Annotated in this window: 9 protein-coding genes; 2 read left to right on the top strand and 7 right to left on the bottom strand. The window is 71.6% G+C overall.

Annotation, left to right across the window (positions count from 1 at the left end; genetic code table 11):
• Window positions 1-35: 35 nt before the first annotated feature.
• Genes ACIBH4_RS05655 through ACIBH4_RS05635 form a run of 5 tightly spaced genes read right to left on the bottom strand, consistent with a single transcriptional unit; the run spans window position 36 to window position 6,052 of the window.
• Window positions 36-1,334, bottom strand: a complete 1,299-nt coding sequence (locus ACIBH4_RS05655; RefSeq protein ID WP_362769509.1) for a lipopolysaccharide biosynthesis protein — start codon at window positions 1,332-1,334, stop codon at window positions 36-38.
• Entirely contained in the window at window positions 1,322-2,197 is an 876-nt protein-coding gene (locus ACIBH4_RS05650) for a sulfotransferase (protein ID WP_362509371.1), read from the bottom strand. The genes ACIBH4_RS05655 and ACIBH4_RS05650 overlap by 13 nt, the downstream gene beginning before the upstream one ends.
• Window positions 2,194-3,315, bottom strand: a complete 1,122-nt coding sequence (locus tag ACIBH4_RS05645) for a hypothetical protein (protein WP_362509374.1) — start codon at window positions 3,313-3,315, stop codon at window positions 2,194-2,196. Before ACIBH4_RS05645 ends, ACIBH4_RS05650 begins: the two co-directional genes overlap by 4 nt.
• Entirely contained in the window at window positions 3,312-4,559 is a 1,248-nt protein-coding gene (locus tag ACIBH4_RS05640) for a hypothetical protein (RefSeq protein ID WP_362509377.1), read from the bottom strand. The genes ACIBH4_RS05645 and ACIBH4_RS05640 overlap by 4 nt, the downstream gene beginning before the upstream one ends.
• 41 nt (window positions 4,560-4,600) lie before the next feature.
• Window positions 4,601-6,052 (bottom strand): Wzz/FepE/Etk N-terminal domain-containing protein, encoded by a 1,452-nt coding sequence (locus ACIBH4_RS05635; protein ID WP_362769514.1) that lies wholly within the window; start codon window positions 6,050-6,052, stop codon window positions 4,601-4,603.
• A 321-nt stretch (window positions 6,053-6,373) separates the two neighbouring features.
• On the opposite strand from ACIBH4_RS05635, the gene ACIBH4_RS05630 reads away from it, so the two are divergent.
• Entirely contained in the window at window positions 6,374-7,510 is a 1,137-nt protein-coding gene (locus ACIBH4_RS05630) for a hypothetical protein (RefSeq protein WP_362509383.1), read from the top strand.
• Between the two features lie 22 nt (window positions 7,511-7,532).
• Here the strand turns inward: ACIBH4_RS05630 and cysC are convergent, their stop codons facing one another.
• Complete coding sequence (gene cysC / locus ACIBH4_RS05625) at window positions 7,533-8,762, bottom strand: adenylyl-sulfate kinase (RefSeq protein ID WP_362509386.1); 1,230 nt, start codon at window positions 8,760-8,762, stop codon at window positions 7,533-7,535.
• A gap of 121 nt (window positions 8,763-8,883) precedes the next feature.
• Complete coding sequence (locus ACIBH4_RS05620) at window positions 8,884-9,612, bottom strand: methyltransferase domain-containing protein (RefSeq protein WP_362769517.1); 729 nt, start codon at window positions 9,610-9,612, stop codon at window positions 8,884-8,886.
• A 387-nt stretch (window positions 9,613-9,999) separates the two neighbouring features.
• Here ACIBH4_RS05620 and mfd point away from each other — a divergent pair, with 387 nt between their 5' ends.
• Window positions 10,000-13,551, top strand: coding sequence for a transcription-repair coupling factor (mfd, locus tag ACIBH4_RS05615; protein ID WP_362509392.1), 3,552 nt, complete (start codon window positions 10,000-10,002; stop codon window positions 13,549-13,551).
• The last annotated feature ends 20 nt before the right edge of the window (window positions 13,552-13,571 follow it).

Raw genomic sequence — 13,571 nt, 5'->3', positions numbered from 1 at the left:
CGGGGCCGTGGGGGGAGGCGGGGAAGGAAGGGGGGTCATGCCGTCCGCCGGGTGGTCAGGGCGGCCAGGCTGTGGGTACCGAAGGGCCGCAGGCCGTACAGGCGGTGGATGTGCCAGAGCGGCAGCAGGTTCTTGACCACCGTGCCCCCCGCCCAGCCGAGGGCGGCACCGAGCGAGCCCAGCGACGGGATGAGCAACAGGTCCAGCGCCACCACCGTCGCGACGGCGGCGACCAGGTCGGCCAGGCTGGAGCCGGTGTGCCCGGCGGAGGTCAGCACCACGTCGGCCATACCGCACGCCGTGGCGAGCATCATCGTCGCGGCCAGCACGAACGCCACCGGCGCGCCGCCGGTGTAGCCGTCACCGAAGACGGCGCCGAGCAGCCACGGCGCGAGCGCGGCGTACCCCAGCCAGACCGGCCAGGTGAGCAGGACCAGCCAGAGGGTGGCCGACTGGTACAGCTCCCTGGCGCGCGGAAGGTCGCCCTCGGCGAGGGCCCGAACCAGCCTCGGCTGCGTGGCCTGCGCGAGCCCCTGACCGGCCAGCTGACCCACGATCCTGAAACGGGTGGCGGCGGTGTAGACGGCGGCCTCGGACGGCCCGGCGAGCAGCGCCACGATCACGACGTCCAGCCGCTGGAACACCGCCTGGATCCCGGCAGCCAGCGACCGTGGCCAGGTGTGACGCCACAGGTCGTGCGCGGCACCCGGCAGCCGGGGCGTCCCGGGCAGCCGCCGCCGCAGCCAGATCGAGGCGAGCAGCAGGACCGGCAGGTACGGCAGCGCCCAGGCCGCGGCGAGCAAGGGCACGGAGTCGTGGCCCGCGAGCACCACCGCCCCGACCAGGAGCGACTGGGACACCGGCTGCAGCACCCCGTCCAGCAGCACGGTCGGCCGCATCGAGCCGAACCCGCGGGTCGCGCTCACCACGACGCCCGAGCACGTCACCGCGGGCAGGGCGACCGCGAGCACCCGCAGCGCCGGGTCGGAGACGGTGAGGGCGACCGCCGCGCCGGTCGCCAGCGAGAGCGCCGCGACCGGGACGAGTGCCGCGCGGACGTAGCCGGAGGTGTGGTGGTGGTCGAAGGACCGGGATTTGGCGATGAAGTAGACCAGCCCGTTCCCCGCGTCCAGCCGCAGGACCGTGGCGACCGTGAGGCACAGGGCGGTCGCCGAGAAGAAGAGACCGGCGGCCTCCTGCTCCACCCCCCTGGTGACCAGCACGACCGTGAGGAACTGCGCGACGGCCCCCGCCCCCGCTCCCGCGAGCCCCGCCACCCCGCCCCGCGCGGCCCCGGTCAGGCCCGCCAGGCGGGTGGGGATCAGCGGCGCCACGAGGGCTCCGCGCCCAGCCACGAGGTCAGCAGGGTGTCCTGCTCCTCGAAGTGGGCCCTCAATTCGCGACGGAGCTTGCGGGGCATGGGACCTGGCCTGGCCCGGCCGTTGTGCCGTTCGAACACCGGGTCACCGAGGTGCGGCAGCCCGAGGAACGCCAGCACGCGGTCGTAGGCGAGATCGGGTTCGGCGAAGAACCGGCCGCTGTCGATGACGAGCAGCCGGTCGCGGCCGACCAGTGGCTCCAGCCGGGCGAGTTGCTCGGCGTATCGGCCCCTCGCGAGATAGGCGTGGTGACGGTGGGCGAGGTTCGTCGAGTACGGCGAGGCGCGCAGCCGCTCCTCCGCCCCGGCGAGCCGCTCCTCCTCCAGCCTCACGGCCCTGGCGAAGGAGCGCTCCGTCTCGAAGCCCCTCGCCAGCTCGTGGGCGTGCGCGGAGAAGGCCCGCTCGACGGGGTCGCGGACCAGCACGATCAGCTTGGCACCCGGCAGGTCGCGGGCGATCCTGGGACCGGCCAGCGGGTGGAACAGGTAGTAGGGCGACGACTCGAAGGCCTGGGCGGGGAAGCCGTACCTGCGGGCCGGCCGGGAGGCCGACACCCGCAGCGGGAAGTGCGCCCGATACCAGGACAGGTCCCGGTCGTAGGCCATGTCGAAGTAGTGAACGCCCTTGCGCAGGACGGGCTTCAGGATGAGCGGGTGCTGGGACAGGACGCGGTATAGCGAGGTGGTGCCGCAGCGCTGTGCCCCGACGATGAGGAAGGAGGGCAGCATCCGGCTGCGGGAGGTGAGGCGCCCTATCGCCCACGAGGCCGTGTGGACCGAACGCTTCAGCGCGGGTCTCACAACCTTTACAGCCTTCACAGCAGGGTCTCCTGGGAGTCGGCGAGGGGGGTGAGCCAGAGCTCCGGTGGTCCGAGGGGCGCGTGGCCGTCGGCGGCGTGGCGGTCGGCGAGGGCGATCAGGTAGCGGAGCGCGGTGAGCCGGGACTCGGCGGCCGAGAGCCCGAACGGGGCCAGGATTCGCAGGGACCGAGCCACGCAGGCCCTCGCCGCGGTGGCCGGATCGGCGCGGCGCAGGGCCCGCTGGAAGAAGTGGTGGACGGCGTCGAAGCCCAGCGGGACCCCGGTGCCGAACCGTTCCCAGTCCCAGACCAGCAACCGTCCGTCGGGGCCGCGCGAGATGTTCCACGGCGTCAGGTCACCGTGCCAGCAGAACGGCCGCTCTTCGAGCCCTCCGCTTTCAGGAGCCGGGTTTCCTCCGGCAGGGGCGCCGAGGAGGGCTTGGCCGGCACGGGCGGGTTTTCCGGGAAGCGGGCCTCCCGAAGCCGGGGCTCCTGCGACGGGGTTGCCGAGGGAGGGCCGGGCCGCGCCGGCGGTTTTCCCGGGAAGCGGACCTCCCGAAGCCGGGCCTGAAGCGGCGGGGGCGCGATCTGGGACGTCGCCCCCGGGGATGCGGGCGATCTCGTCGATCGCGTCGATGAGGATGTCACCCGGTATCCGCCCTCGTCGTACGGGAAGCGGGGTGAGCGCCAGCACGGACAGGCCGCGCCAGGATCCGTGGTGCAGCACGGCGGGCGGGACGACGGTCTTGAGCGGCACGCCGGCGAGCAGGCCGAGAGTCCGCGCCTCGTGGGAGACGAGCTCCCGGGTCAGGTCGGTGTCGCCGATCTTCACGAAGGCGATCGGCCCGTCGGCGGCGCGCGCCTCCAGGATCGGCTTGCGGTTGGCCCGGCGGGCCGGGCGCACCCGCAGCGTGACACGGACGGCGGTGCCGAACACCTCGCTCAGGTGGCTCTCGATGCCGTCCCGGCCCGAGGCCACCGTGACCCTCCCGCCGGGGTGCCACCAGGCGCGGGGGACCAACCTGCGGGGGAGCAGCCGGTGGGGGAGCAGGGTGTAGGGGCTCGGGTCGCCGGGGCCGGGGAACAGCAGGTCGAGGGTCTGGTCCAGGTAGCGCAGACGGGCGCGGGCGTCGTTCATGAGGCCGTGCTCGCCATCGAGTTTCTCCAGAGCAGTGCGAACGAGACGAGGTACAGGCTGAGCGGTGTGACCAGCCCGTCGTAGACGAACATGTAGAGGAGGGTGAGGATCATCACGAGGACCCCCGCCATGCCGATCGGGCTCCGGTCACGCCAGTGGCGGCGGACGGCCCCGGCGAAGAACGCCACGTAGAGCGCGGCCCCGGTGAAACCCTGCGTGATCATCAGGTGCCAGAGCTGGCCGTCCCCGCCCAGGGGCGGATGGCCGCAGGTGGGGCACCAGCCGCTCTTGCCGGTGGTGATCGTCCGGTGGTTGCCCGTGGCGTTGCGGGTGTTGCCGTACCCGATGAGCGGCGCGGTGCTCGCGGCGGCGAGGGTCGCCGAGACGGTGAAGGCGCGGATGCCGTTGCTGTGCGGGTTGTCGAGCCGCTGAGCCACCATCGCGTGCAGGGGGCTGAGGGCGAACACCAGGGCCCCCGCGGTCAGGGCCGTGCAGGTCGCGATGCGGGCCCGCGTACCCAGCCGCAGCAGGACGTACGCGGCGGCGACGCCGAGCCCGATCCACAGCCCCCGGTTGAGCGAGTAGACGACGGGGATCGCGGCGAGCGCGACGAGAGGGACGACGGCGAGGCGCCTGCGCGGCCCGCCGTACACCCACCAGCCGACCACGAACCAGACGAGCAGCACCGAGAGGTTGCCCCCCCAGGCGTTGGCCCACTCGAACGGCGCCTCGGGGCGCGGCGAGGCGTGGCCGAGGACCCTCTGCATCTGGGCGGCGGTGGGGTGGATCAGGTTGTGGACGAAGGGGTTGCCGCTGATCCAGTCGGGGAGGACCATCTCGACCGGTGAGGTGAACTCCACGCGCGGGGCGAACACGCCCAGCAGGCCGCCCGCGACGGTCGTGAGGAACAACGCGCCGAGCATCCGCACGAGGGTGAGCTGCGGCAGCTCCTCCTCCGTCAGGTTGCCCAGATAGAGCACCATGACCAGCAGCGAGACGTACAGGAACAGGCGCATCAGATAGCCGATGAGCCGCCCGGCGCCGAACTCGCCGTAGGTGCCCGGAGGCATCTCGGCGAGCATGAGCGCGCTGATCAGGTAACCCGCGAGGAGCAGCAGCCAGAGCCCGAAACCGCGCGGCGCCCTGATCGGCCGTCTCCGCCACAGGATCAGCGCCATCGCCGGGGCCACCACGATCACCGACAGGCCTCCGAAACCGAGCGCCCACCAGATGGGATATCCCACCAAAAGGGAGGCGATCGGCCAGACGGCCGGACGCGGACCCCTCACAGCCTGCGCCCCCTCCGGCCGCCGGCCGCCTGCCCGGCGTTTGGAACGTTCCCGTCGGCCTCGGGAGCGAGCACCGCCTCAGGTCTTCCGGCCGCCCCGCCGTACGTTCTGGGCGGTGTCTCCGCTCCCGCGTTCGCCGCGCGTGCTCTGTCTCCGTTCGCCCAGGGGACGAGCGGTGCCTCCGGCACGCGGGGTGATCCTCCGTACGCTCCCTGCCCGGCGGGTGCCTTCGGGCTCTCACCGATCGGTTCGGGGATCGCGGGACCTCCCGCCAGGCCGGCCAGAGGCCGGTCGGCTCTTCTCTGGGCGCCCTCGCGGCTCCGCTTTCCTCCGGCCCGCGGTGTGGACGCGACCTGCGGGACGTACGCCCTCTGCGATGTCGGTCCCTGCGACACGTAGGGCCCCTGTGGATCGCGCGCCGCGTGAGAGCCCCGCCCGGCGGGGAGCGAGGGGAGATCGTCGCCGATGACGAACGTGCCGACCACGGGGATCCCGCGATCGTTCAGCGCCCGTACGGCGTGCTTGACCTCGCGTGAGGAGGTGCCGGATGTCGCGACCACGAGCACCGCGCCCGCCGGACCGTGCGCCTGGACGCCGTCGAGGGTGTCGAGACCGGTGAGGCGGCCGACGTCGGCGGGGGTCCGCCGGGCGGTGTCGAGGCGGTCGCGGAGCCAGGCGGCCCCGACCCCGCAGATCAGCCCCGCCATGAGGCCGCTGCCCAGGTAGAGGGGAGGGCGGGGGGTGGTGGGTTCGGCCGGTGCCGTCGCCTGGCTGATCACGGAACCGGGGGTGACGGCGACGGTCTTGAGCGCGTCGTATTTGGAGGTGAGGCTGTGAACCTGCCGGGCGAGGACGTTCTGCCGCTGGAGGGCGAGGGTCCGCTCGGTGGTTCCCCTGCCGAGGCCGGGAAGCTCGGTGGCGACCCTGGTGAGACCCGCGTTGGTCTGCCTCAGCTTGACCAGCACGGCCTTGGTCTGGGCCGCGAGCGTCTGAGCGGAGGACTCGCGGCGCTGGGCGAGGTAGGCGAGGGCGTAGGCGCTCGCTCCCGAGGCCGCGGTCGCCGGGTCGGCGGCGCTGCAGGAGATCTCCAGGACCGAGGTGTTGGGCGGCACCGAGACCTCGGCGGGGCAGGAGAGGCCGTCGAACAGCCGCCTCGCCTTCGCCTCGACCACCGCGGACCTGGCCACCTGGGCCTCGGTGTCGAGGTTGAGCGGTTCGCGCTGGCGGCTGGTGACCTGGTTGGTCTGTTCCTGCGCTCCGGTCGCGGTCACCAGGACCTGCCCGGAGGCGGTGTAGGAGGGCGGGGTGAGCCACATCAGGGCGATGCCGCCACCGGCTCCGGTGAGGAACAGGGAGAGAACGATCAGCCACCGGCGGCGGAGAAGCGACGCGTAGTCCGCCAGATCCTCGCCTCCGCGGCGGACGGGGGCGTCCGGTGACGGGCTCATGTGTCGCTGGTGCCTCTCCGGCGAACAGACGCTGGGAACCCTTGGAACTATAGGTCGGCTTTCCGTTTCCCCGAACCGATACGCAAGATTTTCTTTGCGTTGGCCGCGCCAATCACAGGGAGATAACAGCGGTTTATCCGATATTTCCTATTGTCCGCGAGGGAGCTGTGGCACGGACCGGCAAAGTCAGGGACGAGGCACGTCCGGGCGATGGGAAGGTGTTCCCCCGTGACGGTCGAGGACGGCCCACGAATGCGTACGCGCGACGGCTGTGAGGAAACGGTGCATCAGACAAATGCTCCTATAGACGTAATTCCGCGAGTGGTAAGAATCGCCGGTTCCGGCCTCGTGCTGGCGCTGGGGCTGGGCACCCTCGCACTGGGAATCGCCGGGCTGAGCGGAGGCGGCAGGACCTCGAACGCCGCGGACGCCCCGGGTACCGCCGACACGGGGGAGGCCCGTGACGCGGCGGGCGCCGTCGGCGGCCCGGGAGCCCGTGCGGGGCAGCGCTCCCGGGGCTCCCGGGCCGCCTGCGAGGTCAGCGCCAAGCTCGTGCCCTCCTGCGGCGCCTGGTGGGGGATCGCACCCGAGATCTTCACGGGACGGCCGCAGAAGCGGGCCATGGAGAGGGCCGAGAGGCGCATGGGCCGGCCGGCCGACATCATGCACGCCTACCACCGGGGCGACGAGCTCTTCCCGACCCCCGCGGAACGCGCCATCGCCCGCGACCCGGCCGGCCGCAGGCTCCTGCTGATCAACTGGAAGCCGTCCCTCGACCACACCTGGGGGCAGATCGCCCGTGGGGCGCTGGACGAGCGGATCGACCGGCTGGCCGCCCACATCGTGAGGACCTTCCCCGAGCGGTTCTTCCTCACCGTCCACCACGAGCCGGAGAACGACGTGCGGGAGGCCCACGGCAGAGGAATGACGGCGGCCGACTACGCCGCGATGTTCCGCCACGTGGTGAAGCGCCTGCGGCAGGGGGGCGTGACCAACGCGGTCACGGTGATGACCTACATGGGAGCACCCAACTGGGCGTCGAAACCCTGGTTCGAGAAGCTCTATCCCGGTGACGACGTGGTCGACTGGGTGGCGATGGATCCCTACGTCGACCACAGGGTCCACAGTTTCGACGGGCTGGTGAACAAGACCCGCCCCGAGTTCCCCCGGTGGTCCGGGTTCTACCGCTGGATGGGGGAACGCTTCCCCGACAAGCCCGTCATGCTCGCCGAGTGGGGCGTCTTCGAGCGTCATGACCGGCCGGGGTTCAAGGAGTCGTTCTTCGACTCGGTACGCGGGGAGATCGGCGAATACCCGCGGATCAAGGCTCTGATCTACTTCGACTCGCCGCGCGCCCCCCGGGGCGACACCCGCTTCGACACCACGCCCGGCGGCCGGAGGGCCTTCGGCGAGCTCGCCCGCGACCCGCGCCTCGACGCCGTCGTCCCCGCCCGCTGATGACCTGGGAGCCAGGTCGGGATCAGCGGATCCAGCCGCCCTGGATCAACGGGTCGAGCACCTGGTGCACCGCCCGGTCCACGCTGATACCGGTGGTGTCGATCTCCAGGTCGGCGTCGTCCGGCTCCTCGTACGGGTCGGAGACGCCGGTGAACTCGGGGATGATCCCCGCGCGGGCCTTGGCGTAAAGGCCCTTGCGGTCGCGGCGCTCGCACTCCTCCAGGGGGGTGGAGACGTGGACGAGCAGGAAGTCGGCGCCGACGGCCTCGACCATCTCCCGTACCTCCTCGCGGGTGGCGGCATACGGCGCGATGGGCGCGCAGATCGCCAGACCGCCGTGCCTGGCGGCCTCGGCGGCGACGAAACCGATGCGGCGGATGTTGAGGTCGCGATCCTCCTTGGAGAAGGTGAGCCCCGCGGAGAGCAGGTGACGGACCACATCGCCGTCGAGGTAGGTCACCGTGCGGCTGCCGCGCTCCAGCAGCGCGTCACGCAGCCCTCGGGCGACGGTCGACTTGCCGGAACCGGACAGGCCGGTGAAGAAGACCACCAGCCCCCGGCGATGCGGGGGGCCGGGAAGCGTCACAGGCTCGGGACCCGCCAGGTGCTCGGTCGCGCCGTAGGCCTCGGCCACGCGTTCGCGCAGCTCCAGGTCGATGGCGGGCTCCCTGGGCGCGAGCGGGACCACCGCGACGAGCGTGCCCTCGGGCAGCCCATCGCGGGCCTTGAGCGCGGCGCGGACCACCGCCGGCCCGCCCTCGCCGTACGCGAGCGGGAGCAGCAGGATCGACGCCTCCAGCTCCCGCGCGGTCGCCGTGATCTCGCCGAGGTCGCCGAGCGGCCCGCGCATGGTGACGGCGAGGACCGACTCCTGCCCGTTCAGCTGCTCGCGCACCCGCGCCGGGGTGAGGCGGAGCCGGGCGAACGGCCCGTGCTCGGGGGCGTCCAGCGCCTCGACAGGCCCGGCGACGAAGCCGTCCTCACGCTCGGTGACGGTGAGCACGGCGAGCGCCGCGCCCTCGGGGTCGCGCAGGGTGATCCGGTCGCCGGGGGCGGCCGGGTGGTCGTCGGGAAGGGTGAGGGTGACCGGCGCGGGCCACCGGGTGCCGTCGGCGAGCGTGCCGTGCTCGTCCACGGCGTGCGCGTCGGCCGAGCTCAGGAAGCCCTCCAGCGGCCTGAAGGCGCCGGAGAGCAGCAGCTCAAGGTCGGCCAGCTCACGGGCGTCTGGGGTCCACTCGAAAGGCGCCGTCATCTGCTCCACCATCGCGGTCGTCGGAACTTTCCTGCTCCGCCCGCTCATGATGGACGGCCCCGTCCGGCGAATCCAGGAGCCGGCCGCCCGGTGAATCCCAGGTGCCTCGGTCCGGTGGATCTCAGATCAACCGGGCGAAGTGACTCTGGGGCTTGCGGATCACCAAAGTTATCTCGTCGTGAGACGCGGGCCGGCTCCCCCTGGAGAGGGCCTCCACCACCGAGCAGGTGGCGCGGGCAAGCTTACCGAGAGGTCCGCGGAGCGCGGGACCACTGGCGGTGGAGATGTCCTCGGTCACCATCAGCCCACGCACGAGACAGAAGGAGTGCATCCCCTCGCGCGAGGCGATCTGCTCGTAGACGGCGGGCAGCGGGCCCACGGTCCCGGCGGGGACGAACCTGCGCCACAGCCAGCGCCGCAGCCCCGTCGGCGTGAGCCGGTCGCACGCCCCGTACGCCGAAGCCCGGTCGCGCATCCTCACCAGCAGCAGCCCCCCGGGCCGCAACCCGGTGAGCAGCCGGTCGAGCACCAGCTCGGCGTGCTCGATCCGCTCCAACAGGAACGGTACGTAGACGACGTCGAACGCCCGCGGGGGCACCGGCACGGAGCGCAGGTCGCCCAGCGCCCAGGAGTCCAGGTCCTTGCGCGCGGACGTGCTCGTGCGCAACACGGGCAGGTCCTCGTCGATTCCGATGACCCTGGACTCCGTCTGCGCGAGATCGAGCGGCTCAGGCCATCCGCACCCGGCGATCAGGATGTCGAGCCGCCGGCCCAGCTGGCTGCTCCACTGCTCCCTGACCCGCTGACTCAACAGGTCGTCCTGATCGACGACCGACCTCACCTCTGCCATGTAACCGAGAGTAGTCAAGTCAGCACGATTGGGCTACACGGCGACGCTGCGCGTCGCGGTTCGGCTGTTACATGGCGACGCTAACGCGTCGCGGTGAGGCCGCTCTTACCCGGCTCCTTCCCTCGTCGAGGAAGATCGCTCGTTCCTCGCGACCTCCCTCTCCTCGGTCCAGTCGCCGGCGCGGCCTCACGGGTGGTCCCTAACGTTGAAGACGTTGGCGCGTCGAGGTGAGGTCGCTCCTCAGGCCGGTCGCCGGGGCTGTGGGCGGGCCCGCGTATCCGAAGGCCGGAGCACCGGTCCACGATTCGGTACCCTTGGGCGGGTACCCCCCGTGTTCTCTCGGCCCGGGGTTGTCGTGTTGCCGTCGTGGGGCTGTGGGCGAATCTGATGAGTCTTTCCGGACTTCTGGACCTTGTCGCCGGGGAGCCTGAGCTGGCTTCCCTTCTTCAGGACGTGCGCGGGGGCGACTCGTCCGACGTATCGCTGGTCGCGCCGCCGGCGTTGCGCCCCTTCGCGGTGGCGGCGCTGGCCAGGGAGGGCGCCAAGGGGGAGGCGAGGACCGTCCTGGCGGTGACCGCCACCGGGCGCGAGGCCGAGGATCTCGCCTCGGCCCTCACCAGCCTCCTGGACGAGAGCACCGTCGCGGTCTTCCCCGCCTGGGAGACGCTTCCGCACGAGCGCCTGTCGCCGCGCAGCGACACCGTGGGGCAGCGCCTGGCGGTGCTGCGCAGGCTCGCCCATCCGGTCGAGGGCGACCACTCGGCGGGGCCGCTGCACGTGGTCGTCGCGCCGATCAGGGCGCTGCTCCAGCCGATCGTCCGAGGGCTGGGCGACCTGCGGCCGGTACGGCTGCGCGCAGGGGACGACGCCGACCTCGACAGCGTCGTCCACAGTCTCGTGGAGAACGGCTACCACCGGGTCGACATGGTGGAGAAGCGCGGCGAGGTCGCGGTGAGGGGTGGCCTGCTCGACGTCTTCCCGCCCACGGAGGAGCACCCGCTCCGGCTGGAGTTCTGGGGCGACACCGTCGAGGAGATCCGCTGGTTCAAGGTCGCCGACCAGCGCTCGCTGGAGGTGGCCGAGGACGGGCTGTTCGCCGCCCCCTGCCGCGAGTTGCTGCTGACCGACGACGTCAGGGAGAGGGCGAGGGAGCTCGCCGAGGCGCATCCCTCGCTGGTGGAGACCCTGGAGCAGCTGGCCGAGGGTGTGCCGGTGGAGGGCATGGAGGCGTTCGCGCCCGTGCTCGCCGGGGAGATGGACCTGCTCGTCGACCACCTGCCGAGCCAGTCGGCGATCTTCGTGTGCGACCCGGAGCGGATCCGGGGGCGCGCCGACGAGCTGGTGCGGACGAGTCAGGAGTTCCTGGAGGCGTCCTGGATCAACGCTGCCTCCGGCGGCGAGGCGCCGATCGACCTGGGCGCGGCGGCCTTTCGCGACCTGGAGGAGGTCCGCGACCACGCGCGGCGGCTCGGCCGGCCCTGGTGGTCGCTCGCGCCGTTCGGCGCCGACGCCGACGGTGACGCCGCCGAGGGACCCGGCGGGGGTACGGCGCTGCGGGCGAACGAGGTCGAGTCCTACCGTGGCGACACTCAGCGGGCGCTGTCCGACATCAAGGGCTGGCTCGACTCCGACCGGGTCGTCGTCCTGCTGAGCGAGGGCCACGGCCCCGCCGAGCGCATGGTCGAGCTGCTCAAGGGTGTCGACCTGCCCGCGCGCCTGGAGCCGGGCCTCGACGCCGTGCCGGACAGGAAGGTGGTCCACGTCACCACGGGCCTGGTCGAGCACGGGTTTGTGACCCCGACGCTCGCTGTGCTGACCCACCTGGACCTGGTGGGCCAGAAGGCGTCGACCAAGGACATGCGGCGGCTGCCCTCCCGGCGCCGCAACATGGTCGACCCGCTCCAGCTCAAGGTCGGCGACCACGTCGTGCACGAGCAGCACGGCGTGGGGCGCTACATCGAGATGGTGCAGCGGACCGTGCAGGGCGCCACCCGCGAATACCTGGTGATCGAGTACGCCAAGGGTGACCGGCTCTACGTGCCGACCGACCAGCTCGACGAGGTCACCCGCTACGTCGGCGGCGAGTCGCCCACGCTCAACCGGATGGGCGGCGCCGACTGGGCCAAGGCGAAGACCAAGGCGAAGAAGGCGGTCAAGGAGATCGCCGGAGAGCTGATCCGCCTGTACTCCGCCCGGATGGCCTCGCCGGGACACGCCTTCGCGCCCGACAGCCCCTGGCAGCGGGAGATGGAGGACGCCTTCCCCTACGCCGAGACGGGCGACCAGCTGGAGGCGATCGACGAGGTCAAGCGCGACATGGAGCGCCCGATCCCGATGGACCGGCTGATCTGCGGCGACGTCGGCTACGGCAAGACGGAGATCGCGGTGCGGGCGGCGTTCAAGGCCGTGCAGGACGGCAAGCAGGTGGCGGTCCTGGTGCCGACCACGCTGCTGGTGCAGCAGCACATGTCGACCTTCGCCGAGCGGTTCTCCGGGTTCCCGCTGAACGTCAGGCCGCTGTCGCGGTTCCAGAGCGACGGCGAGGTCTCCGTGACCATGGAGGGGCTGCGGGAGGGCTCGGTCGACGTCGTGATCGGCACGCATCGGTTGTTCTCGCCCGAGGTCAGGTTCAAGCAGCTCGGCCTGATCATCATCGACGAGGAGCAGCGGTTCGGCGTCGAGCACAAGGAGGCGATGAAGCACCTGCGCACCCAGGTCGACGTGCTGGCCATGTCGGCCACCCCGATCCCCCGCACGCTGGAGATGGGCCTCACCGGCATCAGGGAGATGTCCACGATCCTCACCCCGCCCGAGGAACGGCACCCGATCCTCACCTTCGTCGGCCCGTACGACGAGAAGCAGATCGGCGCCGCGATCCGGCGCGAGCTGATGCGCGACGGCCAGGTCTTCTTCGTCCACAACCGCGTGGCCAGCATCAACAAGGTCGCGGCCATGCTGCGCGAACTCGTACCCGAGGCGAGGGTCGCCGTCGCGCACGGCCAGATGCAGGAGCACCAGCTGGAGAAGATCATGGTGGGCTTCTGGGAGCGTGACTTCGACGTGCTCGTCTGCACCACGATCGTCGAGTCGGGCCTGGACGTGCCCAACGCCAACACCCTCATCGTCGACCGGGCCGACAACTACGGCCTGTCCCAGCTCCACCAGCTGCGCGGCCGGGTCGGCCGGGGCCGCGAGCGCGGCTACGCCTACTTCCTCTACCCGCCGGAGAAGCCGCTCACCGAGACCGCCCACGAACGCCTCGCCACGATCTCCCAGCACACCGAGATGGGCGCGGGCATGTACGTGGCGATGAAGGACCTGGAGATCCGTGGCGCGGGCAACATCCTGGGCGCCGAACAGTCGGGCTTCATCGCGGGCGTCGGCTTCGACCTGTACGTGCGCATGATGGCCGAGGCGGTGCAGGAGCAGAAGGCGAAGCTGGCGGGCACCTACCAGGAGGAGGAGCGGCCCGACGTCAAGGTCGAGCTGCCGATCAACGCCCACATCCCGCACGACTACGTCACCTCGGAGCGGCTGCGGCTGGAGGCGTACAAGCGGATCGCCGCGATCGGCTCGGACTCCGACATCGGCGCGGTGCGCGACGAGCTCGTCGACCGGTACGGACGGCCGCCCCAGCAGGTGGAGAACCTGCTGGAGGTCGCCCGCTTCCGCGTCCGTGCCCGCCGCGCCGGGCTCACCGACGTCACCCTGCAGGGGCAGAACATCAGGTTCGCGCCGGTGGACCTGAAGGACTCCCAGCAGGTCAGGCTGCAAAGGCTCTACCCGAAGGCGCTGCTGAAGCAGGCGGCCGGTACGTTGCTGGTGCCGGTGCCCAAGACCAGGCCCCTCGGCGGCCAGCCGCTGCGCGACCTGGATCTGCTCAAGTGGTGCGGTGATCTTGTCGAGGCGATGTTCCTCGAAACCGTGCGGGTAGAGTAAGCGGCGTTTGTTGTGAAAGG

It is taken from the genome of Streptosporangium sp. NPDC050284, assembly GCF_044459525.1.
GTDB lineage: Bacteria > Actinomycetota > Actinomycetes > Streptosporangiales > Streptosporangiaceae > Streptosporangium.
Note: the sequence above shows the minus strand (reverse complement) of the source record. Positions and strands in the feature narration are given on the sequence as shown.